Annotated in this window: 22 protein-coding genes; 14 read left to right on the top strand and 8 right to left on the bottom strand. The window is 41.2% G+C overall.

The genetic code is table 11. The features are described 5' to 3' along the window. Window positions 1-29: 29 nt before the first annotated feature. The 5 genes from A3G3_RS0102045 to ccmI all read left to right on the top strand — a co-directional run bounded on the left by A3G3_RS0102045 (window position 30) and on the right by ccmI (window position 5,821). Window positions 30-1,337, top strand: a complete 1,308-nt coding sequence (locus A3G3_RS0102045; RefSeq protein WP_019518884.1) for a membrane protein — start codon at window positions 30-32, stop codon at window positions 1,335-1,337. Between the two features lie 81 nt (window positions 1,338-1,418). Next, entirely contained in the window at window positions 1,419-3,419 is a 2,001-nt protein-coding gene (locus tag A3G3_RS0102040; protein ID WP_019518883.1) for a heme lyase CcmF/NrfE family subunit, read from the top strand. A gap of 8 nt (window positions 3,420-3,427) precedes the next feature. After that, entirely contained in the window at window positions 3,428-4,000 is a 573-nt protein-coding gene (locus A3G3_RS12980) for a DsbE family thiol:disulfide interchange protein (RefSeq protein WP_019518882.1), read from the top strand. Beyond that, window positions 3,997-4,548 carry a cytochrome c-type biogenesis protein gene (locus tag A3G3_RS0102030; RefSeq protein WP_019518881.1) on the top strand — a complete coding sequence of 184 codons (552 nt, stop codon included), beginning with the start codon at window positions 3,997-3,999 and terminating at the stop codon, window positions 4,546-4,548. Before A3G3_RS12980 ends, A3G3_RS0102030 begins: the two co-directional genes overlap by 4 nt. A gap of 1 nt (window position 4,549) precedes the next feature. Next, window positions 4,550-5,821 (top strand): c-type cytochrome biogenesis protein CcmI, encoded by a 1,272-nt coding sequence (gene ccmI / locus A3G3_RS0102025; protein WP_019518880.1) that lies wholly within the window; start codon window positions 4,550-4,552, stop codon window positions 5,819-5,821. Between the two features lie 9 nt (window positions 5,822-5,830). On the opposite strand, the gene A3G3_RS12975 is transcribed toward ccmI, so the two are convergent. Together A3G3_RS12975 and A3G3_RS0102015 are read right to left on the bottom strand one after the other, a co-directional pair. Further along, on the bottom strand, window positions 5,831-6,025 hold the full coding sequence (locus A3G3_RS12975; RefSeq protein ID WP_051076907.1) for a HigA family addiction module antitoxin: 195 nt from the start codon (window positions 6,023-6,025) through the stop codon (window positions 5,831-5,833). Window positions 6,026-6,094: 69 nt separating this feature from the next. Continuing rightward, window positions 6,095-6,808: a ParA family protein gene (locus tag A3G3_RS0102015; RefSeq protein WP_019518878.1), complete on the bottom strand. Its 714-nt coding sequence runs from the start codon at window positions 6,806-6,808 to the stop codon at window positions 6,095-6,097. Between the two features lie 138 nt (window positions 6,809-6,946). Between A3G3_RS0102015 and A3G3_RS12970 the strand changes: the two genes are divergently transcribed. Together A3G3_RS12970 and A3G3_RS0102005 are read left to right on the top strand one after the other, a co-directional pair. Next, on the top strand, window positions 6,947-7,645 hold the full coding sequence (locus A3G3_RS12970; RefSeq protein WP_019518877.1) for a DUF2799 domain-containing protein: 699 nt from the start codon (window positions 6,947-6,949) through the stop codon (window positions 7,643-7,645). Beyond that, window positions 7,626-8,636 (top strand): hypothetical protein, encoded by a 1,011-nt coding sequence (locus A3G3_RS0102005; RefSeq protein WP_156802067.1) that lies wholly within the window; start codon window positions 7,626-7,628, stop codon window positions 8,634-8,636. Before A3G3_RS12970 ends, A3G3_RS0102005 begins: the two co-directional genes overlap by 20 nt. A 31-nt stretch (window positions 8,637-8,667) precedes the next feature. Here the strand turns inward: A3G3_RS0102005 and A3G3_RS0102000 are convergent, their stop codons facing one another. Beyond that, entirely contained in the window at window positions 8,668-9,585 is a 918-nt protein-coding gene (locus A3G3_RS0102000) for a hypothetical protein (RefSeq protein ID WP_019518875.1), read from the bottom strand. Window positions 9,586-9,729: 144 nt separating this feature from the next. Here A3G3_RS0102000 and A3G3_RS0101995 point away from each other — a divergent pair, with 144 nt between their 5' ends. Continuing rightward, window positions 9,730-10,080, top strand: a complete 351-nt coding sequence (locus A3G3_RS0101995) for a type II toxin-antitoxin system RelE/ParE family toxin (protein WP_019518874.1) — start codon at window positions 9,730-9,732, stop codon at window positions 10,078-10,080. After that, window positions 10,061-10,342, top strand: a complete 282-nt coding sequence (nadS, locus tag A3G3_RS0101990; RefSeq protein ID WP_026212789.1) for a NadS family protein — start codon at window positions 10,061-10,063, stop codon at window positions 10,340-10,342. Before A3G3_RS0101995 ends, nadS begins: the two co-directional genes overlap by 20 nt. On the opposite strand, the gene A3G3_RS0101985 is transcribed toward nadS, so the two are convergent. Both A3G3_RS0101985 and ttcA read right to left on the bottom strand, forming a co-directional pair. Then, complete coding sequence (locus A3G3_RS0101985; RefSeq protein WP_019518873.1) at window positions 10,336-10,713, bottom strand: hypothetical protein; 378 nt, start codon at window positions 10,711-10,713, stop codon at window positions 10,336-10,338. The genes nadS and A3G3_RS0101985 overlap by 7 nt on opposite strands. 150 nt (window positions 10,714-10,863) lie before the next feature. Further along, entirely contained in the window at window positions 10,864-11,895 is a 1,032-nt protein-coding gene (ttcA, locus tag A3G3_RS0101980; RefSeq protein ID WP_228702697.1) for a tRNA 2-thiocytidine(32) synthetase TtcA, read from the bottom strand. A 335-nt stretch (window positions 11,896-12,230) separates the two neighbouring features. On the opposite strand from ttcA, the gene A3G3_RS0101970 reads away from it, so the two are divergent. The 5 genes from A3G3_RS0101970 to rseP all read left to right on the top strand — a co-directional run bounded on the left by A3G3_RS0101970 (window position 12,231) and on the right by rseP (window position 18,667). Next, window positions 12,231-13,091 (top strand): hypothetical protein, encoded by an 861-nt coding sequence (locus A3G3_RS0101970; RefSeq protein WP_019518870.1) that lies wholly within the window; start codon window positions 12,231-12,233, stop codon window positions 13,089-13,091. 38 nt (window positions 13,092-13,129) lie between these two features. Further along, window positions 13,130-13,570, top strand: a complete 441-nt coding sequence (gene clpS / locus A3G3_RS0101965; protein WP_019518869.1) for an ATP-dependent Clp protease adapter ClpS — start codon at window positions 13,130-13,132, stop codon at window positions 13,568-13,570. 173 nt (window positions 13,571-13,743) lie between these two features. Further along, the gene (gene clpA, locus A3G3_RS0101955; RefSeq protein ID WP_019518867.1) at window positions 13,744-16,080 is read left to right on the top strand and encodes an ATP-dependent Clp protease ATP-binding subunit ClpA; all 2,337 of its coding nucleotides are present in this window, start codon (window positions 13,744-13,746) and stop codon (window positions 16,078-16,080) included. A 32-nt stretch (window positions 16,081-16,112) separates the two neighbouring features. Further along, the gene (ispC, locus tag A3G3_RS0101950; RefSeq protein WP_019518866.1) at window positions 16,113-17,306 is read left to right on the top strand and encodes a 1-deoxy-D-xylulose-5-phosphate reductoisomerase; all 1,194 of its coding nucleotides are present in this window, start codon (window positions 16,113-16,115) and stop codon (window positions 17,304-17,306) included. After that, window positions 17,303-18,667 carry an RIP metalloprotease RseP gene (gene rseP / locus A3G3_RS0101945; protein WP_019518865.1) on the top strand — a complete coding sequence of 455 codons (1,365 nt, stop codon included), beginning with the start codon at window positions 17,303-17,305 and terminating at the stop codon, window positions 18,665-18,667. The genes ispC and rseP overlap by 4 nt, the downstream gene beginning before the upstream one ends. A gap of 64 nt (window positions 18,668-18,731) precedes the next feature. Here the strand turns inward: rseP and A3G3_RS13905 are convergent, their stop codons facing one another. From A3G3_RS13905 to A3G3_RS0101930, 3 genes are all read right to left on the bottom strand, one after another. Then, complete coding sequence (locus A3G3_RS13905; RefSeq protein WP_019518864.1) at window positions 18,732-19,220, bottom strand: hemerythrin domain-containing protein; 489 nt, start codon at window positions 19,218-19,220, stop codon at window positions 18,732-18,734. 33 nt (window positions 19,221-19,253) lie between these two features. Then, window positions 19,254-21,518: a bifunctional 23S rRNA (guanine(2069)-N(7))-methyltransferase RlmK/23S rRNA (guanine(2445)-N(2))-methyltransferase RlmL gene (gene rlmKL / locus A3G3_RS0101935; RefSeq protein ID WP_019518863.1), complete on the bottom strand. Its 2,265-nt coding sequence runs from the start codon at window positions 21,516-21,518 to the stop codon at window positions 19,254-19,256. Between the two features lie 173 nt (window positions 21,519-21,691). Further along, the gene (locus A3G3_RS0101930; RefSeq protein ID WP_019518862.1) at window positions 21,692-24,310 is read right to left on the bottom strand and encodes a hypothetical protein; all 2,619 of its coding nucleotides are present in this window, start codon (window positions 24,308-24,310) and stop codon (window positions 21,692-21,694) included. Window positions 24,311-24,325 lie beyond the last annotated feature (15 nt).

Raw genomic sequence — 24,325 nt, 5'->3', positions numbered from 1 at the left:
TGTTTTGTTGACTAATTCATGGGTTTTGTATGCACACTTCTTTTTGGCAAACGATTGTCAATCACCCCCAATTTTTTGCGATGTTAACCATTCCGTTTGTCACGGCGCTGGTAACGTGGGGTCATGTGTGGATGGCGTTAAAAATGCTGTTTTATCCGATTAAATTTTGGGGAATTCCTATCAAAAATTTCCCCGGTGGTGGTATCGGTTGGCAAGGTATTGTACCAAGAAAAGCAGGCAAAATCTCTGGGGTGATTGTTGACCAAGCCTTATCCAAGCTCGGTTCGTTAGATGAGTTTTTCCAAGCCATGCACCCTGAAGAAGTGGCGGAATATATTAGCCATGCGATGAATGGTAATTTAGAAAATTTAATTGATGAAATCATGAATGAGCGTTCAGCGAGTTTGTGGAATAGCCTGCCATATGCGGTAAAACGCCGAATTTATGCTTATGGTCATGAGCAATTACCTGATGTGTTGAAGCAGTTGGTGATTGAACTGACCTATAATGTGGAAAACTTGGTGGATATGCGTGAGATGATTGTCAATAAAATGGAGTCTGACCGTGCGTTAATGGTGCGAATGTTTTTAAAAGTTGGGCAAAAAGAAATTAATTTTATTTGGCATATCAGTGCGTTAATTGGATTTTTGTTTGGCATTGTGCAAATGGTGGTGTTTTGGTTTGTGCCACAGCATTGGACAGTGCCATTTTTTGCGTCTATTTGGGGCTTTTTGACCAACTGGATTGCCATTTGGATGGTGTTTAATCCGATTGAACCGCATTATATTCGTTTTCCAAAATTTTTTAGTTTCAATAAACAATTTCCGTTTATCCATTTGCAAAAACCTCACGTGGGTGTGTTTAATTGGCAAGGTGGTTTTATGAAACGCCAAGAAGAAGTGTCGGACGTGTTTGCCGAAATCGTGGTAAAAGATTTGGTAACGCTAAAAAATATCATGCAAGAGATGATGTATGGCAGTCGTTCGGCACAAACGCGTGGCTTGATAAAAGAACATATTCATCCGATTTTGGAGTCGCAAGTTATCCAAACCACGCTCAAATATGGGCTAGGGCGTAAGGAATTTGGGCAGTTAAAACACACGATTGTGAATAAATCTATTGAAGCGACCATGATACCGATGAGCAATCCTGAACTCAATGAAAGCCGTGCCAATAAGATTTTTGGCATGTTTAAAGAGCGGATTTTGGCATTAACACCCAATGAGTTTCAAAACTTATTGCGTCCTGCGTTCCGTGAAGATGAGATGACTTTGATTGTACTGGGTGGGGCAACAGGATTTTTGGCAGGTTGGTTGCATTTGTTGGCGGTATTTTAATTAAATGTTTTACAAAAATATTAAAGCGTAATTAATTATAAATAGGTTCTTAACAACCTATCATTTGGGGAGCAAAAATAAATGTTAATCACCGAGTTAGGCTATGTTGCTTTGGTATCAGCCTTAGTGATTGCGATGTTGCAACTGATTTTTCCAACGGTGGGGGTGTTACAGCATCAGCCTGCGTGGCAAAAGTTGGCAGGCAGTTTGGCGGTGGCTCAGTTCGTGGCGATGTCGCTGTCATTTTTGGCGTTGATGTATGGGTTTTATGCCAATGATTTTACCTTGACGTATGTGGCAAATCAGTCTAATTCACTGTTGCCGTGGTATTATCGTTTGTCAGCGACATGGGGCGGTCATGAAGGTTCGTTGCTATTGTGGGTAACGATTTTGGCGACGTGGGGCATGGCGGTGGCGGTATTTAGTAAAAGTTTGCCATTGGCGATGCGTGCTAGGGTACTCGTGGTGATTGCGGGCGTGCAGTTGATGATGGTGGCGATGGTAATTTTTGTATCGTCGCCCTTTGACCGCAGTTTGCCGACTGTGCCTGTGGATGGTAAGGATTTAAATCCATTGTTGCAAGACCCAGGTTTGATTTTTCACCCACCGATGTTGTATATGGGCTATGTTGGCTCGGTTGTGCCGTTTGCGTTTGCGATGGCAGGTTTGTGGGCAGGCAGGTTAGATGCGGTGTGGACACGCTGGAGTCGTCCGTGGACGTTGATGTCGTGGCTGTGTTTGACGATTGGAATTGCGTCAGGCTCTTGGTGGGCGTATAACGAGCTTGGTTGGGGCGGTTGGTGGTTTTGGGACCCTGTGGAAAATGCGTCTTTGATGCCGTGGCTTGGCGGGGCGGCGTTGCTTCATTCGTTAATCGTTACCGAAAAGCGTGGCGTGTTTAAAGCGTGGACGATTATGCTTGCCATTTTTACCTTTGGGTTAAGTCTGCTCGGGACGTTTTTGGTGCGTTCTGGGGTGATTACGTCTGTGCATTCATTTGCTGCTGACCCAACGCGTGGTTTGTTCATTTTGGTGATTTTGGGCGTGGTGATTGGCGGTGGTTTAGCCATGTTTGCGTGGCGTGGTTGGCGATTGACGGTAGAAAGCCATTATCGGTTAAAATCTCGTGAAACGTTACTGGTGATTAACAATATTATTATTTTGGTAGCGACCACTATGGTGGTGATCGGTACGTTATACCCGATGATTGCCGATGCGTTTAAACTTGGTCAAGTGTCGGTTGGTCCACCGTATTTTAATGCGTTATTTGTGCCGTTAACGTGGTTATTATTATTATTTTTGGCATGGGGTCCGATGAGCCGTTGGAAGAAGGACAACCGTCCATTTTTGGGTTTAAGTGCGATGGTATTGGCGGTGTGCGGTGCGTTGGGAGCAGGCTTAAGTTATATTATCGCTGATAATGTGGCGGTCAATATTGCGGTTACCTTGACTTTAGTGCTATGGGTAATCGCATGGATGGGCATTGATATCAAAGACAAAACTCGCCATGCAAAAACGTTTATCCAAGGTTTAAAACGCTTAAATATCAGCTATTGGGGAATGCACGTTGCTCATTTGGGGATTTTATTGGTGGCGATGGCGATTGGTATTACCACCACAACCAGTATTGAAAAAGATCTTGCCATGAGCGAAGGCGAAACCGTGCAAGTGCAAGGCCATGACTTTACCTTGGTGAATTTTAAAACGGTGCGTGGTTCAAACTTTGATGCAACTCAGGCGGTGGTAAATGTGAGCAAAAATGGCAACGCCATTACTACCTTATATCCTGAAAAACGCCACTACATTATTAGCCAAATGCCGATGACCGAAGCGTCCATTCATTACAACCCTTTGCGAGATGTGTATATGGCATTGGGCGAGCCGATTATTGAAGGCAATGACACCGAATTTACCACCAAAAAATGGGCGGTACGCATCTATGTTAAACCTGCGGTACGTTGGGTGTGGTGGGGTTCTGGCGTGATGGTGCTTGGGGCGTTGATGGCGATGTTTGACAAACGTTATCGCAAAGTTGGACGACAAACCCTAACACAACAAAATTTGACCAATAAAGCAAACTAAGGGGCACTATGGCGATGAAAAAACAACAAATTTGGTTTATTCTACCGTTGTTGGCGTTTTTGGTGGTGATTGTGTTGTTTTATACACGACTTGGCAAAGACACCACCGTGGTAACCAGCACCATGTTAAACAAACCATTACCCAATTTTAGCTTGCCAATGTTACAACAATCTGACAAACTTTTGACAAAAGACGACTTGCCAAAAAGTCCGTATATTCTTAATGTTTGGGGTTCGTGGTGTATCACTTGCCGAATTGAACACCCATTTTTATTGCAAATGGCAAGTCAAGGTGTGCCGATTGTCGGTGTCAATTATAAAGATGAAACTACCGATGCGTTACATTATCTCAACGAAAATAAAGACCCTTTTGTGCTAAACGTGCAAGATAGCGGTGCTTATGGCATTGAATTAGGCTTAACAGGGGCGCCTGAGAGTTTTGTGGTGGATAGTAAAGGCGTGGTGCGACAGCATATTATTGGCGAAATTAATGAGCAACGTTTTAACGAACAAGTGTTACCGTGTATTACCACGTTACGCAACAATGCCGATGAAACGGGAGTAAAAGGGGCGTGTCAATGATAAACTTAAGCCAAAATCAATTTAGTTTAAAACAAAACTTGAAAAAATTTAGCGTGGTGGTACTGTTCGTAGGTTTGTTACAAACGGCGGTGGCTTCCATTGATGTGTATCATTTTGATAACCCACGCCAAGAAGCCCAATATCGAGCGTTGATTGAAGAGTTTCGTTGCCCAAAATGTCAAAACCAAAATTTGGCAGGTTCGGATGCACCGATTGCCCAAGATTTAAAACAAAAAACTTACGAAATGGTCATGGATGGGCGTACTGATAAAGAAATTCGGGATTATATGTTTGAGCGTTATGGTGACTTTATCAGCTATAAACCGCCGATGCGACCGTCCACGTGGATTTTGTGGTTTTTTCCGCCGTTGTTATTGGTGATTGCGTTATTTGTGTGGTTTGTGCGTCAACGCAATGCCCAAAAACGTACCACGATCGACCTATTGCAACCGCTTGAGCCATTGTCCAATGCCGAACAGCAACGTTTAGACAGCCTGTTAAACGCTCAAAATAGCCAACCTCCAGTTAGCCAAAAAAAGGATAATTAATATGCCAACTTCTGTGATTTTTATTGCCCTTGCGATTGCCATGGCGTTGGTGTTGGCAGTGATTGTACTATTTCCGTGGTTTGGCAATCTATCCACAAATTTGGCAAAACCTGAACGAGATAATCAACTGCTGACCTTGAATATTGACGTGTTTAAACAACGTTTGGCAGAGTTAGAAGACGATTTTTTGCAACAACAAATTGACAAGACTACGTACGATAGCCAAAAATTGGTATTGGAACGTCAGTTGTTAGACATTGATGAGAGGTTAAACAGTCACCGTTTTATCCCAAATGGCAAAAGCCGACTGATTTTTATGATTTGGATACCGTGTTTGGTGGCGATGGCATATTATCTGATTGCTGACCGCTCTGAAACTTTTAAACTTTGGCAAGCCGAAGAAAGCATGGGGCAAGTGGCAGATGATTTGTTAACAGGAAAAATCCAGACCCCACCTGAGTCGGTGAGTAAAGATTTGTTGGGTTTTGTCAATACACTACAAACCAATGTGCATCACCATGCTACTGACCCAATGCGGTGGTTTCGGATGTCGCAAGTTTATACCATGTTTGAAGCCCCTGAACAAGCAGTAGAAAGCCTTGCTAGGGCGTATCGTTTACAGCCTAATGATGAACAAATTGCGATTGCCTACGCTCAAACCAGCTTTTTTAGTCAAGGCGGTGTATTAAATGCCCAAAGCCGACAAATATTGACTAATCTGCTAAAGCAAAACCCGAAACACCAAGGGGCTCAAATGCTGATGGCAATGGGCGACATGCGAGATGGTAATTATGCCGAAGCGCGTCAATGGGTGCATTTACTCAAAACCGACATTTCCGCACGCTCAGGCGACCACAGCCAAGCCATTCAAAGCTTGAATGAACTGGAACAAAATATCAACGAAAAAGAAGCCCAAAGCAAACAAGCGATTGATATTAAAGTAAATATTAACCCAGAGATTTTGGGACGTGTAAAAAAAGGCGATACCTTGTTTGTCAGTATTCGTGCGGTAGCAGGTGGAATGCCTGTGGCGGTAAAAAAACTCTCGGCAGATAGCTTAACCAAAGACGGCTTAAATATCAGCATGAGCGATAACGACAGTATCATGCCGACCGAACGCTTGAGCCAAGCGATACAAGCCAAAAAAGCGTTGGCAGTAACGGCACGGATTAGCACATCAGGCGATGCCACCGTGCAAAAAGGCGATTTGCAAAGTAACCCTGTCTCCCTACAAGAAAAAGGCGTAACGGTGATGATTGATAAGGTTTACTAAATCGTCTGATTAAGCAAAAGCATACATTGGCATGATTTCATCAATTTTTTTATTGGCTTGTTCTGCGACTTGTAGGTCATATTGGCTTTGCCTATTTAACCAAAATTGAGCCGAGTTACCAAAATATTTTGACAAGCGTAATGCTGTATCTGCCGTAATCCCACGTTTACCGTGAATGATATCACTTAAACGTGAACTAGGAATAAGGGGGTTGCTTTTGTATTTTGGGGTGTAGCGTTATTGGGATTTTACCGACAGTAAAAGTAGCGATTATCAATACCAATTCTGATTTTGTGTTTTTGCGACTTTTTTGGGCAAATTAGTAAAATCCCACGCCAAATTATCCAACACTGCTTGCCATTGGGCTTGCATTTCTCGGTAAGGTTTTTGGGTTTTGTCAAAAGCGGTTAAGCCATTTTCAGATAAAAGTTGATAAATACTACGTTCACTCACCCATGCAATCGGCTGTTCACCAATTTTAGCAAAAAATCGTTCGGCTTTTTCGCTCGGTTGTCCGTCTGTCAGCAGTTGACTACGCACCCGATTAGCTAATAGATGAATGCCCACTTTGCCTTTTTTGACCCGTTTCATTTCATCAAGCTGTTCTAAAAAGCGTTTGGTGCTGTCCACATCAAAAAATGACGGCAAAGTCGGCACAATAATCAGCTGACATTCGGCGACTAATTGCGACAGTTTTTCGGGACTCATCGCTCCTTGACCGTCAATAATCAGCCAGTCGTGCGGGTCGGCGTTGCTCGGCAGATTGCCAATATCTCGCTCATCTCGCCAGTCCAAACCGACAATCGGCATGGCAGTTTTTGGGCGGATTTTTAGCCAACGCAGGCTAGACTTTTGTCCGTCCGTATCTGCCAAAAATACCTGATGTCCCCGTTTTATCACATGATTGGCAATTGCTACTGCAAGTGTGGTAGCAACGGTGGTTTTGCCACAACCACCCTTTTGATTGGCAATTAAAATTTTATACATGGTCGTTCCTGTTTATCCATTTTATATTAATAAAGTTATTATGTTAACAAACTAATCGTAAGATTAGTACAAAAAAGGCAAGCTTTGCCTTATAATAACTGACTTGTCAACGCTAATTGTTATAATAGGAGGATTTTTATGAAAAATCAATCTTTGTTTTGTTGTGTGGCAAGGTTTGGGGTGATGTTTGGGGCGGTGTCAAGTTTGCTATTAACAGGCTGTGCTACCACGCCAAAACCAACCTTAACACCCAAACAATGCCAAACGGTGAGTTGGCAACAGTTGGGTTATCAAGATGGTTTACTTGGGCGTTCGGCGGATTTTTTTGATAAACATCGTCAAGCCTGTCGCACCACAGCCGACCCACAACATCAAAACGTTACCGCCGATTTAACGGCTAATTTAACCGCTTGGCAACAAGGGCGTGAGCAAGGTTTGGCACAATACTGTACGCCACTGCGAGCGTATCAGCTTGGGCGAGAAGGCTTTGCCTTTAACAATGTTTGTCCACCTGAAAAAACCTTGGATTTGTTAAAATCGCATGATGAAGGCTACAGTTTTTATCAGCGTGAACAGACGTTGCAACAGCTTTGGTATGATGATTGGTATCCGTTTGGTTGGGGTCGTCCGTACTGGGGCAGACCGCATTTTTACCCACGTTATCCGAGTCGGTTTAGCCATTTTGCCACGCCAACCTTGCCACCGTATGTAGATTTGGAAAAACCAATGACACAACAGACGCAACAAGCCAAACAAACGAGCGAACAAAATGTTAATCCTACCAATCACATAAGCGATAGCAATCATGTTACAAATAATGATAAAAAAACTGATTAAACATATTGGTTTAAGTGGGTTTTTGTTAACGTCAGCAATGTTTTGCCAAAATGCGTTTGCGGACGGTTTTTTGTTGCCTGATGATAAGCCAAAAGATGACTGGGTAGAAAAACAACAAGGCAATATTAGCGGAAGTTTGGATAAAACGGCGAAAAAAATGGATAATTGGTTTGGCAAAACCGACCCAAACGAGCCTGCAACCGCAAGCCTGCGAGTGATTGTCGATACGGATTGGAACGAAACGGACGGCACGCACAGTAACATTCGCCTACGTGGTAGGGTAAAATTGCCAACGCTTGAGCGAAAATTAAGCGTGGTATTCGGCGATGACAGGCTAGAAGACCGCTCAAGTCGTAAAAATAGGTATTCACCATTACCAACCCCCCAAACCCAGTCAGGTATTAACAATCTTGACAGTTTTTCGACATTAAAACAAGAGACTCGGGAAAATTCATCGTTGGCGGTGCGTTGGTCGGACTTTAGTGATAAATTGCCGTTTGAGACCGATTTTGACGTGGGTATTCGTTTGCATGGCAATGTATTTGCCCGTTTAAAAGCAAGTAAAGATTGGCAATTAACCGATAATAGCAAACTTTTTACCGAACAAACTTATCGCTATAGCAAACGTGATAAAAATGAGTTTTTTAGCTACTGGGAATGGCAGTATCGGCAGGATAAAAACAGTGATATTAGCACACCGACTAACATTGAGTATCATGAAAATCATGACGATGATTTAAACTGGAACACGTCTTTGTTACAAACGCATTATTATAGTAATCAACGAAAGCTGAGCTATGGGCTGTATGCGGACGGCTTTGTCAATGATAATCAAGCCGAAGTGAACCGCACAGGGGCGATTGTTTCATGGCGACAACCGATTTGGCGTGAGTGGTTATTTTTGCAAACTGATGTTGATTATTTGGATGACAAACGGGAAAATCGTGACCATGAGTTTGGCGGATTGGTTCGGTTGGAGATGTTGTTTTAAAATTTTTTAACTATTTTTACAGAAATAATCATCAATCATGACATTCTTGCTTGCCCCATGTTTGATTGGCAAAGTCAAAATCTGCTTGACAATAAGGGTCTTGATAGGCTTGGTAATATAATCTTGCATTTTTGGCTTCGGTTTGACATTGTGGCAACGTCATGGGTATTTTGTTAAATCTAGGGTCGCAATCTTGATTTTTATAAAGCGGATAATAGCGAATTTGGCTAGATGCTGGTAAATTTAGCCAACTTTCATCAGGAAATTTTTGATGCTGTTTGTGATAATGGCTAATTTTGTTGGCGATGATGTTGGCTTGTTGTTGGGTTTGATTGTTTATATGATCAATATAATAATTTAAGCCAAAAATGATAATCAAACTTGCCAAAATGTTTAATCTAATCGCTCGGCTATCTCGTCCTGTCATCAACCAACGCACCGCCCAAAAAATCACCGCCACGCTTAACCCAAAAATCACAACCCTAGATAACAAGCCTTGCAACAACACCGCACATAATATCGCAATCGGTATAAAAAAATACGGTTTTGCCGTTTTGTTATTGGCATTGTTGGCAAATTCTACCACCAAGAAGCACACCAAAAAACACACAAATACCGCAACGAGCCGAAAAAATATTTCTGTTGCATGGAACAGCCACGTTAACTCCCCCGATTTGGCATAGTCAAAAAACATCAGCACACCACACCAAACCACCAAACTTAAACTTGCCAAAATAACCGAATTGCCACGCTGATTAAGGCGTAACCACATGGTGGCAACCAATGGCGTTAAAAAAACTGTCAAGCCTGTGTATAAATTCTTCGGCAAAAGCCCCGTAATACAAAACAACGACGCCAGTATCGCTACACCGCCAAGCACTGTAAAATAGGGTAATTGGGCGATGCGTTGGGCAAGGTGCGAGCGAGCATTGGCAATTTTGGTGAGCATTGGCTGAATTATTTGATTGGCTAGAAAAGTTGATTTTTATTATAGCATTTTAATGTGTTTGTTATCATTTAATTTTGTGTGGCATACAAGATAGCGGTTGATTTGTACGTTAATAGCGTATAAAATATAATTTTAGGGGGATTTATGATTTTGTTAACTTTTATTGAAACTAGCTTTTTTACAAAAGCCATTACAACCTTATTTACCGATGAGGAATATGGCAAAATACAAGACGACTTAATGCTCAACCCCACAAAAGGCGACTTGATACAAGGCACAGGCGGATTACGAAAAATACGTTTTGGATTAACGCAAGGCAAAAGCGGTGGTGTGCGTATTTTGTACTATTATACAGATGAACATGGCAGAATTTATATGATTGCCGTTTATCCAAAATCTAAAAAAGACAGCCTTACCAATGCCGAAAAAGCAGTATTTAAAAAGTTAATTGAACAGCTAAAACAGGAGCTAAAAGATGGACAAAGCATTATTTGATGAAATTGTGATGTCTTTGAATGAAGCGATTGAGATTACCAAAGGCGAAAAACAGCCGTCTAGGGTGTTTGTCCGTGAGTTACCAGATGTAAAAAAAATTCGGGCAAAAACAGGTCTAAGTCAACAAGAGTTTGCTCATTCTTTGCATATTAGCCATAAGACCTTGCAAAATTGGGAGCAAGGTCGTACTAAGCCGACAGGTCCAGCACAAACACTGTTAAAAATTTTAGATAATCAGCCAAAACTATTACAGCTTTATTGATTATTCAACAAAATAATCGCATTTATTTTATGATAAAAATCTGTCATTAACTCATTGATTTCATGATAGATTTGTTGCATTTTCTGGTCGGTTTTACTTGTTTTATAGCCGATTTGCATTATTGTTTGGTTGAACAAAATTTGTTTATCATAAATCTTTAACATCGCCTGTGGTAAGTCTTGAACTTCTTGTGTAATGAAGGTAAGTTGGCTTAATTCTTGTTTAACAATTTGTATTTCACCGAGCTGAAATTTTAGAAAAGCCTTATATAATTCATCGCTAGTTAATTCTTTATGTTCTTCTAAAAAATCAAACTTTTTTTGTGTATGTTGGTTTTTTGTTGCATCATAAATGCTGAAAAAGCGTTCCATTCTGCAAGTATCATTTGATTTTTTTCAGTTGGCTGTTGCGTTGAATGAAGAATGGCTGTAGCCGTCAAGGGTGGTTCATTGGCGAATATAGGCAATGAACCACTTGACAAAATAACAAGTAAGAGAAGTTTTTGAAATTTCATTGATTTATCAAACTAATGGATTTATGGTTGGAATTTTGTTTAATTTCGCCACTTTTTTGACGTGTTCAGGATTATTGGGGTCAAAGGTTTGGACTTGTGGGGCGGGTGGCACGCCTTTTTGTTGCAAACTTTCGCTGATTTGTCCTGCTTGAATATTTTCGCCTTCAAACACGCTTGGCAAATCGTTACGATTTAACGTCAAATTTTCAAAATCAAACAAACTTCTATCCGCCAACTGCGATGGAGCAACATTTTGTAACGCCCCAAAAATCGAATTTAAACGGTTTGGGTACTGTTTGTCCCACTCTCGTAACATTTCGTTTATCATGGCACGTTGTAGATTTTCTTGACTGCCACACAGATTACACGGAATAATCGGAAATTGTTTGTAGTTGGCGTATTTGATGATGTCTTTTTCTTCTACATAGGCGAGTGGACGGATTAGCACGTTTTGTTCATCGTCAGACAGCAATTTTGGTGGCATGGCTTTTAGGCTACCGCCATGAAATAAATTCAAGAAAAAAGTCGCCATGATGTCATCTCGATGATGTCCAAGGGCGATTTTGCTCGCACCGATTTGTTTGGCAAAACCGTACAACGAGCCACGACGTAGGCGAGAACACGCCGAGCAATAGATCTTGCCTTCAGGTACAATGCTTTTTACGATACTATAGGTATCTTTTTCCAAAATGTAGTAGGGTATTTGGTGTTGGCTCAGATAATTTGGCAAAATATCTTCAGGGAAATTTGGTTGTTTTTGGTCAAGATTGACCGCTACCACGTCAAAATTAATCGGTGCAATTTTCTTCAAAAACAATAACATATCTAGTAGCGTAAAGCTGTCTTTACCACCAGAAATACACACCATGACCACATCGCCATCTTCTATCATTTTATAATCATGAATGGCGTGCGATACTTGACGGCGGATTTTCTTTTGTAATTTGCGAAAACGAGCCGATTTGATGTCATCATCAAGTGGATGTTTTTCAGTTTCATTTAAGTAATTTTCATCTAAATCTTCAGAATTTTCATTCATTAATGCTTGGCAAGCATCTTGCTGTGGTTCTGATTTTGGTTGTCGGTTTGTGATGTCGGTTTGTGATGTTGTCGTCATAAAATTGCCTTGTAAAAATTTTAAAAAGCTAAAAAATATGCGTATTATAGCTTAAACGGTGTGGGCTTTGAAAATTTTTTATCAATGAAATGATTGCCAAACTTGGCATTTGAATGATTTTTGAGTCAAATTTTGGCAAAAAACTGTAAAAAAAATGACAAATCATCGCATTAAATAGATAAATAAAGCTGTTTTCAATGTTAATATTGGTTATAATGTGCAGTTAATTTTATCCTTGATTGGTTTTGAGTAATTGTATGGTTGAGCCGAATGAAAATCATCCCCCCATTACGCCAGATAATGCTAGTATTGATAAGCCTATGCTAAGTAAAAAAGCAAAAAACTCACTTAATATGTCAGGTGTGCTGTTGGCGTTCGTGGCAAGTTTGGTGTTAGTGGCGGTCATGGGGCTGATTTTTGGGCAAAAAATCGGCTATAGCCGTGGCGTAAGTTATAATGCTGAACAAGTCAAACAAGCCACCAACGGCGAAGAAGTATCAATCCGTAATGTCAAAGCCCTAAAACTCAAAGTCGATACCTTGCAAAGTCAAATCAGTACCGCTCAACAAGAACGTGATATTAGTTTGGCAAATTTGGAAAAATTGCGTGAAGATATGCATGCGTTAAACGTAACCAATTTGCAATTAAAAGAAGGGCAAGCCTTTTTGACCGAAAGTCTTGCCAAAAAAGGTGGCATTGGTTTGCAAATTATCGGGGCAAAAATCGTTCCATTGCCCGAAGATGCCTATGAATACCGCTTTGATATTGGTATGGTGGATGCCAATAATAAAGAACGTTTGCTAACCCCAAAATTAACCTTGCTTGACGATGTCAACATGGTGGAAGTACCGATTGAACCGAAAAATTATGGGATTAATGGCGTGGCATTAATCCGTGGACGGTTTTTGATGCCAAAAGATTTTACCCCAAAACAAGTCAAACTTGAGCTATCGGCAGGTGGGCAAACCCTCGAGCAGATTTATGATTGGCAATATGGGCAACCTGTCACCGATATGCCCTATTCGCTAGAAGAGTCACCTGAGTCGGACAAACGTCCAATTTCAGCGATTGAAGCAGAAAAACAAGCCAAACAAGATGCCGAGCAAGAAGCTCAATAAGATAAACTTATTAAAATTTTTTAATTGAATTTTAAATAATGATGAAAAATACCTTGGATAATTTTACGAATAATTTTGCTAAAAACTTTAATAAAAATAGCGAAACTTTGTCAATTTTTTCACCCACTATTTTGCCAACAGTTTGTCCAACTTGTCATTTGGACGATGACGGCGAGAAAGAGCAAGGTGACGATGTGCTGTTAGCCGACCCAGACACAGAGCTTGACGAGCCACAACGTTTTGCGGTGGTGCTTTATAACGATGATTATACGCCGATGGATTTTGTGGTAGAGGTGTTGCAAGAACAGTTTCAAATGTCGGTGGATAAGGCGGTGGAAGTCATGTTAGCCGTACACCATGATGGACGTGGCGTGGCTGGCGTTTATTCACGAGATATCGCTGAAACCAAATCCCATGCGGTGAATGAAACCGCTCGGCAAGCAGGTTATCCGCTATTGACGTTGGCAGAGCCGTATTAATTTAAGATTTTTTAAAAGTTTTTTTAGATAAAGGCATCAACTGTTGGTGCTTTTTTATTTGGTGGTTATTTTTATTTACAGTCGCAATTATCCCACCAAAATCACCTTGATTTACACCGAGTTAAGCCTTATATTGATAAATAATTTACGCTATTTTTTGCGAAGGAAAATCAATGATTAGTTTGACGTTACAAAAAGATTTACAACAAATGTTACTGTCCGCATCGGAGCAACAACACGAGTATGTGACGCTTGAGCATTTATTGCTCAGTTTGATTGATAATAATGAAAGTGCGATTGAATGTTTGGTGGCGTGCAAGGCGGACTTAGACGTGTTGGAACAAGAATTAACCAAATATATCGCCGAAAATGTGGCAACGATTAAAGGTCTTCGCCATATACCACAGCATACCCGTGGTTTTGACCGTACCATTCAGCGAGCGGTGTTTCATGTGCAGGCGAGCAGTACGCCACGCTTGGTAGAAGGGGCGGATTTGTTGGTGTCTATGTTTGCTGAAAATGATGCTTATGCGGTATATCTGTTAAAAAAACAAGGCATTACTCGCCTAGAGTTGACCCAATATTTATCGCATGGTGGGCAAACGCCTGAACAAAGCGATGACGATGTGCAAATGCCACGTGGCAAATCCAAACACGTGGGCAAATCTGCTCTGTCGCAATACACGCAAAACTTGAACGAAAAAGCCCGCCAAGGCAATACCGATCCATTAATTGGACGCCAAGCCGAAATTGACCGCACTGCCCAAATTTTATGCCGTCGTCGTAAAAATAATCCGCTGTTAGTCGGTGACCCAGGGGTTGGTAAAACGTCCATTGCTGAAGGCTTGGCGTGGCTGATTGTTAATAATAAAGCCCCAAAACCGCTACAAGGCTGTGAAGTATTTGCCCTTGATATCGGTGCGTTGATTGCAGGGACGAAATTCCGTGGTGATTTTGAAAAACGTATTAAAGCCTTGCTTGATGAATTAAAAGACAAACCCAATGCGATTTTGTTTATTGACGAAATTCATATGATTATCGGGGCAGGCTCGTCTATGAACAGTACCATGGACGTCTCAAACTTGCTAAAACCTGCATTGGCAAACGGCATGTTGCGTTGTATCGGCTCAACCACCTTTGTGGAATACCGTCAAGTGTTTGAAAAAGACCACGCTCTAACTCGCCGTTTTCAAAAAATTGATGTCAATGAACCCAGTATTGATGATACTATTGCAATTTTGCATGGCTTAAAATCCCATTATGAACAATTTCACCATGTTAAATATACTGATGATGCCTTAAAAACAGCGGTTCATTTATCGGTCAAACACATTCATGAGCGTTTTTTACCTGATAAAGCCATTGACGTGATTGACGAAGCAGGGGCATTTATTCGTTTGCAAAACAATCCAGCACAAATGACAAACAACCATGATAAGATGGTAAAAACGGAAGCAACCGAGCAAATGCCGATGATTGACGTGGCAGACATTGAAAAAATCATTGCCAAAATTGCCCGTATCCCTGAAAAAACGGTTTCTAGTGATGATAAAGAAACCTTAAAAAACCTTGAAACCAATCTAAAACATCTCGTCTTTGGACAAGATGAGGCGATTAACACTTTGGTAGATGCGATTAAATTATCCCGAGCAGGGCTAAAACCTGATAACAAACCGATTGGCTCATTTATGTTTGCAGGGCCAACAGGGGTGGGCAAAACCGAAGTGAGCCGACAACTTGCCAATTTATTGGGTATTGAGTTAATCCATTTTGATATGTCCGAATATATGGAAGCCCATACCGCATCTCGCTTGATTGGAGCTCCCCCAGGTTATGTTGGTTTTGAGCAAGGCGGATTGTTAACCGAAAAAATCAAACAATTTCCGCATTGCGTACTGTTGTTAGATGAGATTGAAAAGGCACATCCTGATGTGTTTAATCTGTTGTTACAGATCATGGATCATGGTTCATTGACTGATAATAACGGACGCACGTCAAGTTTTAAACAAGTGATTTTAATCATGACCACCAATGTCGGTGCTGATAGCATTAGCCGAAATAGTATGGGCTTTACCCAACAAGACCACAGTCGAGACAATGGCGAAGCGATGAAACAGGTGTTTAGCCCAGAGTTTCGCAATCGCTTAGACGCAATTATTCATTTTAATCCGTTAGACACGTCAGTGATTGAGTCAGTTGTGGATAAATTCTTAACAGAATTACAAGCCCAGCTTGATGATAAACAAGTTGTTTTGGAAATTGATGACCATGTGCGGACGTATTTGGCACACAAAGGCTACGATCGCCTGATGGGGGCAAGACCGATGAGTCGTCTTATTCAAGATGAAATCAAAAAACCATTGGCAGAAATGTTGTTATTTGGTGATTTGGTAAATGGCGGTACGGTGGCGGTAACGATGATAAATGATGATGAAACCAAAAATCATATTGCGATGAAAGTTGTCAAAAAAAATCAGAAAAAAACCAAGCAATCGGATACGACGGTTTAAACATAATGCCGTTGAATAATAGGGAATAAATTATGAAAAAACGCATTGCCATTCTCGGTGCGACAGGTTCAATTGGCGATAGCACGTTATCCGTTATCGTTAAGCACCCTGAACGTTATCAAGTTGTAGGTTTATCAGGTTTTTCACGTTTGCAAAAATTGTTACAACTTTGCCAAAAATTTCAACCAAAATTTGTCAGTGTGCCGTCTGATAAAGTGGACGCATTTCAATCTTTATTAAAAAATGCCAATTTAGATTGTGAAGTTTTGTCAGGTTCTCACGGCTTAGACACATTGGCAAGCCTAGATGACGTGGATGTGGTCGTAGCGTCTATTGTCGGTTCGGCAGGCTTGTCGTCCACCTTGTCGGCAGTAAAAGCAGGCAAAACCGTACTACTTGCCAACAAAGAAGCCCTTGTCATGGCAGGCGAGTTGATGATGCAAGAAGTAGCTCGTTCTGGAGCGACCTTGTTGCCATTAGACAGCGAACACAATGCGATTTTTCAATGTTTACCGACGCATGTTCAGCAAAACCATCAAGCCATTCACGAGCCAAAAAACGGTATCAAGCAGTTATGGCTGACCGCATCTGGTGGGGCGTTTTTGGATAAAAGTTATGAACAAATGCAAAATGCAAGCATTGCCCAAGCCGTAAAACACCCCAACTGGTCTATGGGACAAAAAATCTCGGTGGACTCATCAACCATGATGAACAAAGGTTTGGAATTGATAGAAGCCAGCTATCTGTTTAATATGCCTGTGGACAAAATTCAGGTGGTCATGCACCCGCAAAGCATCGTGCATTCTATGGTGGAATATGCGGACGGCTCTTGGTTGGCACAGCTTGGCACGCCTGATATGCGAACGCCGATTGCTCATGCGTTGGCGTATCCTGAACGCATTGATAGTGGCGTGACGACATTGGATTTATTTAGCCTAAGCAATCTAAGTTTTATTAAACCTGATTTAACCAAATTCAAATGTTTGGCATTGGCGTATCAAGCGATGCGAGCAGGTAGTTATGCGTGTATTGCGTTAAATGCGAGTAATGAAGTGGCGGTACAGGCGTTTTTGGACGGTAAAATCCGCCTGACGGATATTGCAGAGATTAATGAAAAAGTATTAAATAACATTGAATATCAAGCTATTCATTCGCTTGATGATATTTTGGCGGTGGATAACTTGGCAAGGGAAAAGGTGAATGCGTTTGTGGGTGAATTGATATGAATTTTTTGTTAATTGTGTTATCCGCTATTCTGGTTTTAGGGCCGCTAGTCGCCTTACATGAATGGGGACATTATATCGTCGCTCGCCTGTGCGGTGTCAAAGTTTTGACTTACTCTATCGGCTTTGGACCAAAACTTCTGCATTGGACAAGCAAAAAAACAGGCATTAACTACGCCATTTCCGCTGTTCCGCTCGGTGGTTATGTCAAAATGTTGGACGAACGAGAAAGTGACGTTGCTCATCACGAAAAACATTTGGCATTTAACAATCAGCACCCACTCAAAAAAATCGCCATTATATTGGCAGGACCGATGATGAATTTTATCATTGCCATTTTTTTGTATTGGCTGTTATTGATGACACCTAGCGAACAACTATCAACAAAAATTGGCTCTATCGTTGCCAACAGCCCTGCCAGTCATGCCACATTACAAATCGGCGATGAAATTACGGCCATTGACAATAAATCGGTGAACACATGGCAAGCGATTACCTATGCGTTGGCAGACAGAATGGGCGAAACCGGCAATATTAAAGTTACTGTACAAAATACCGATGGCACGTTTTCGCACCAATTACCGATTACTAACTTTATGAAAAGCGATGGCAAACCTGTGGATAGTCTAGAAAGTCTAGGGATTTTACCATGGCAACCGCATATCAAGCCGATTGTTGGTGAAATTGGCGAAAATAGCCCTGCAAAACGGCAAGGATTGCAACCAAATGATAAAATTTTGTCGGTAAATAATCAGCCGATTAGCGATTGGATAAATTTTAGCCAAATTATTCGGGAAAATCCTGAAAAAATGTTGACGGTTAACGTATTGCGAGCCGATAAAACCGTTACATTAGACATCATTCCACAAGTTGTCAAAGACAATATGGGGCATGAATACGGGCAAATTGGGGCAGGGGTGAAGCGTAGCGAAGTCCATATCCCTGACGCGTACAAAAAAACCGTGGTGTATGCCCCACTACCTGCCATGCACCAAGCGTTAAATCGTACCTATGATTTAAGTGTGATGACGGTAAAATCTATGGGAAAAATGGTAACAGGATTGATTGGACTAGACAATATTTCAGGCCCGATTACCATTGCCAAAGTCGCCAATCAGAGCGTAAACATGGGCTGGCAAGCGGTGCTATCGTTTATGGCGATTATTAGCCTAAGCCTTGCGGTGATGAATTTGTTGCCCATTCCTGTGTTGGACGGTGGGCATTTGGTATATTACACCATTGAGCTTATCCGTGGCAAACCGTTGTCCGAACAAGTGCAAATCGTAGGGCTAAACATCGGCATGATACTCATGGGGGCATTTATGCTGTTAGCGATTAGTAATGATATTAGCCGACTTTTGTAGATTTTTAGGGCTAGATTTTTAAATAAGCGGTAGGGTGGGCTGGTGATAAGCTAACTCACCCAATTCAACTAAATTTGTAACAACGCTTATCATAACCTATCTTTTTCGCCTTAAAATGACTTAACGCTTGCAAATATTCACCAACCAGTCGTTCATTTTGTTCGGCATTGAGTTGGTCATTCAGGCGTGGAAAAATGTACGCTTCTTCATGCTTCATGTGGCTATCTAACTGCAACACCAACTCTTGCATTAACTTATAACGCTGTGGGTTATCGTGTGGCAATAACGCAATATTTTCCACAAATTGCTCAAAATAATGATGCTCATCCACCGCATATTTTAACGCTTTATCAGTAAATTGCTCATTTTTAATATCTTTTTTTGCCATTAATTGAAAGGCGATTTGCTCTTCGGCATGTTCATGAGAAAAAAACTGTTGCCAAAGTTCGTTAAACAATGCTAATTGCTCTGTTGACTCTGTACTATTTGCCAATTTTTCACCCAACTCACGGATATTTTTATGACTTTGGGTCAACACATCAATCAAATTCATACCGAATTCCTTATAAACCAACTGGATTTACGCTTATTTTACCGCATTTTTGTTGATTTGTTTATGATAAATTGCCCAAGATTGATGAATGGGCTTTTTAAGGTCATAATCAAAACCGATAGTTTGAGCCGTTATCTCCACCACTGAATATCGCTCGCTTATCTGTTTGTCCAATTCAAATTTGGTAAAATTATTAGAAAAATACAGCACCCCGTCAGTCGTCAAGCGGTTCATCGCTCGGTTAATCAAGGCGACGTGGTCTCGCTGAACGTCAAACGTACCGTGAAACTTTTTGGAATTGGAAAAAGTCGGTGGATCAATAAAAATCACGTCATATTGCTCGGTATTTTGTTTAATCCAGTCAAATACATCGTGAGCGATAAATTGATAATTTGGCAACTCTGGTAAACCATTTAACGAAAAATTTTTACGTCCCCAATCCAAATAATTTTGCGACAAATCTACGCTCGTTACCGATTTTGCACCGCCCAGACCTGCATGAACGCTCGCCGTACAGGTATAAGCAAACAGGTTTAACACGTTTTTACCACGTGCATTTTCAGCGATAATTTTTCGCATACTGCGGTGGTCAAGGAACAAGCCTGTGTCCAAATAATCGGTAAAATTGGTGAAAAATAACGCTTGTTGGTTGTGAGCGGTCGGCTCGCTGACCACATAAAACTTGCCAATGTTACCTTTTTTCTCGTATTGTTCGTTGCCCGATTGTTTGGCTCGAGTTTTGATAAACACTTGTTCACGATTGGCTTGCAACACTTCTCGGATACCGTGTAAGGCTAGATTAAAGCGTTTTTTGGCAGTTTCAGGTGGAATGGATTTTGGGGCAAAATATTCTTGCACATGGACAAAATTACCATAAATATCCACCGCTACTTTAAAATCAGGCAAATCGGCATCATACACACGCAGGTTAGTAACCTGTTGTTTTTTGGCTAATTTTTTTAAATTACCCAAGTTTTTTTGCAAACGATTGATGAAGTCCTGACCTTCTTCTACTTGAATTTCACGTTTTTCAAAGCGTTCAATCAGTGATTTCTCTGATGTTTTATTGAGTAAACCTTGTCTAAAATACACAGTAATCGCCCCATTGTGACAACGCAACGTTTTTGGTTCAACAATCGGCAAGGTATCGGCTTGCTCTACTTTGGACGCCAACACGCCCAGTATTACAGGGGCGGTACTATTGGCAAATAGCTGTTGTAACCGCTTGCCAAACCCTTGATATAGCGGTTTAATCAGCTCTTCTTCGCCCAAACGCTCGCCATAGGGTGGATTGGTGATAATCAGCGGTTGTTGCCAGCCATTGACTTGCTTCTTCAATGCCAAATTTAGCGTGGCAAGCGAGCGTTGTTGCAAAGTAATTTTGTTGATAATTGGTGTCAGCCCTGATGCCATCAGGTTTTTATGTGTGGCTCGCACGGCTTTTGCATCCATATCAAAACCGAATACCGCAGGCATTTTACCTTGGCTCATACGTTCAAGTTGGCTATGAAAACGTTGCGTTGCATCGGCAATCAGACTTTGCCAAAGTTCATCATCGTGATGTTGCCACCCATAAAAACCGAATTGATTGTCCGCTTTATCCAAGCCAACAGCATAATCGGCTTTCATTAACAAGGCTTCAATGAGCAAAGTCCCAGAACCGCACATCGGATCAATCAATACATCATAATCGGTACGATGAAAATCCACGCTATATAACAAGGCAGATGCCAAATTCTCCTTGAGTGGTGCATCGGTCATTGCCACACGGTAGCCACGTCTGTGCAAAGAAGTCCCTGATAAATCAAGATAAATTTCCGCTTGTTTGTCATTGACGGTCGCAAAAATGTGAAAATCTGGATTTTTGTCCACATTTGGGCGAGTGCCAAGTTTTTCGTTAAATTGGTCGGCAATCGCATCTTTGACACGGAGCATAGCAAATTGTTGGTTGGCTTGCACCCTTTTGTCAAGGCTTAGGCGAATGGCAAAGGTTTGTTTCACATCAAAAACCTTTGTCCAAGCGATACTTTTGGCAAAAGTGTACAGTTGTTCGGCAATGTCGTATTCGGTGTTGATATTTTTTTTGCCAAGTGGTAATAACACACGAGACGCCACCCTTGACCATAGGCAGATTTGGTAAATTTGGCTAAGTGTCAAATCCGCAGAAAGTCGCCCTGTTTGTTTGATGTCGGCAGTGATGTCAAGATTTTGTAATTCGGTCTTAAGCGGTTGTTCTAAACCGTCTGCACAGGTAATGATGATAGGAAAAATAGATTTTTGTTGAGAAGTATTTGTCATAAAATTTGCCAAATTAGAATAAATAATTGATTATTTTAACATAATTTGGTGGTTTTTTGATAATGAAAAATCTTGAGCTTTTTATGTCGGTTAATCAAATTAATCAATAAAATATTACAATTTAGTGGGTTAGGGAAGTCAACCCACTTGATAGGTTCGTTTAATATAACTTATTAATAAAGTTGTTTTGCCAACACGACACCTGCTTGTACCGCTCGGTTAATGCCGTCCGTTGGGTCGTCAACCACACCTGTCTTTTGGTTAAAATTCCGCTCTACGAGTACCGCCACCGCTTTATCCCATTTGCCATTTTTGTCTTTTAACCCATACACAAACCACTTATAAGGTCTCGTATGGCAAATATTGGCGTTAACTTTACCGTCCGCACGATGACAGGCATTTGCTACCATTTGGGTGGTAACTCGTGGGGTATAATTGGTTTTACCGTTTTTGCTGATTGGAAAATTAAACCCCGGCGTGCCTGTTTTGCCCACGATAACGCCTGCCGTCCATGCACAGTTGTCAATCGCCTGTGTACAGGCTGTATATGCTGTGCCATTGCGACCGCTTAGCCCTGTCCCTGATAATAACGTGCCTGATAGCAGTCCTAATGTGGCTCGAGCGTCGGATTGGCTAATCCGTACAGGCAGTCGCCCTAGATTGTCAACTTCAGCTGATGGGGCATCACCACGCCACGCTTTTGGGCGGAGTGGAATTTGATGCACCCCCCACAAATCATCAATGATATGCACGCCACGACGCTGTTTGTCACCATTATCTGCAATGAGTAAATTAGCAAACATATCACTTGCCCCAAGTACCGATGTTTTGGCATTGCCTGCCCCAAATACTTGGTTCATCACCGCATTTAGGGTATCGCCCCCTTGTCGGCAAGCCCCCGTCATTCGCCCACCATTGCCACGAATACAGCTTTGTACGTTTTTTTGGCTAAATTGCAACTGTTTGGCGGTATAATCTTGGTTACTATCGGTCAATAATATTCCGCTAAAATAACGACTTTGAAGCATGGGGTCGCTATTAAAATTTTTGCCAAATAATAAATCTTTAAAGCCACAATGCGGTGAGTTTTCCAAACAATTGGCACTCCAGCCCATGTCATCACTGGCTTTTTTAAAGGCAGGAATACCTTGACAAATCCCATTGTTATCCCGTGCCAACGTCATATTGCTAGTAGTTTTTTCACAAAACAAAAAATTTGCCACACGTTCGGTTGATGAGCTTGCCATGACTTGTTTTAAATAGTTAAATTCGGTGGAGTTTTGATTTTTTAGGCGTGGATTGGCACGCACTAGCCCAAGTGCTTGCACGGTTTTGACGATAGAGCCGGGGTAAACTGTTTGGTACAAAGCATGATTATTTAATGCCTGTTTGCTCCAGTCTTTTTGCCAAAGGGTTGGACAACCTTTTGCACCAATGCGTGTGTCACCATTATCCTGCCGATAACAGCTTGATTCACTGCTTGCCAATGCTAATATGCCTTGGGTTTTGACATCAATCACCGCAATGCCAATACTACGCACCAAGGCGTTCTCGTACATTTGATTGGCTTGTTGTTGCAAATTTTTGGATAAAATCTGCCCACAATCAATGCTTACATTGGGGCTATTGGTCATACAATCAGCGATATTTTGGGCATGGGTTTGCACGGTTGGCTCAAAGGTTAACTGCATATTATAGCCAATTTTGATATCTGCACCGTCTATTTCAATGCTATTAATGGGTGGTGCGGTGAGTCTTTGCCACCAATTTCTCGTATCGTATTTTTGCTGATAATTTTGGTAAGCGTCCAATAATTGTTTGTCAAAATACTGAGCATGGATATTGGCAAGCCCACGATACATCATGCTTAAATTTTGTGGCAAGGCAATTTGTCCGTCAATACTCGGTGGAATAAGCTGTTCAGGTTTATCAGTTTGGCGTTGTTGTAAGGCGTTTAGCCATGTTTGTGAATTGATAATATTGACAAACGGATTTTGACTGTGATTGGCAATCAGCGGTTGATTAATGGGATTATTTTTTACCGACATTGGCACAAGCTCGGGATGATTGCAAAGTTGCATTAAACCTTTGTTAATATTATCTTCATGATTGGCATAGGTATCTATATAGACAAAACCCGTCTGATTATCCGCAGTTTTGTTGGTTTTTAAATACACACAACCTGATAAACCATACCACGGATTAGTTTGTGTGAGCCAATTATTCGGCAAACGTGCCAAACTGGTATCACGGCGGTTGTTACGATTGGGCATTTGTTCTAGCCATTGTAGGCTTTGTAAGTTTTGTGGGCTATCCAATTTTTTTAGGGCAAATGCCATGGCTTTTTCGCTAATTTGTTGTTCACAGGCTTTTTGCCACAAAGCATTGACATGAATCGCATAATGATTTGCCAGTTGTTTTTGTTGAAAAAGCTGGCTAAGTTTTTGATTAATTTGCTCAATTGATGCTTGATAACGGGCTTGATTTTTGGGTTTAACAAAGGCACAGTTCGCCAAAAATTGATTGGATTTATCATTGGTTACATCTGTGGTTGAACTGATTGGATTGGCATCTTTGGCAAACACCACATTTTGTACCACGATATTTAGGGCGTTTTCGTAGTTTTCGGCATTATAAGTATTGTTACTGGCAGTCATCGGTAACAAATACCAACCAAGCCAAATAATAATACCCATTAAAAATACCGTTAAGATAATCTGTAAATTGGTTAAAATGGTACGGTACAAGGTTTGACTTAGGCGAAAATGTTGATTGGGCTGATGATTTTGCATACTTTATCCTGTTTT

The sequence above is a fragment of the Moraxella boevrei DSM 14165 genome (assembly GCF_000379845.1).
Taxonomy (GTDB): domain Bacteria; phylum Pseudomonadota; class Gammaproteobacteria; order Pseudomonadales; family Moraxellaceae; genus Faucicola; species Faucicola boevrei.
This window is presented reverse-complemented; position numbering and strand designations above follow the sequence as displayed.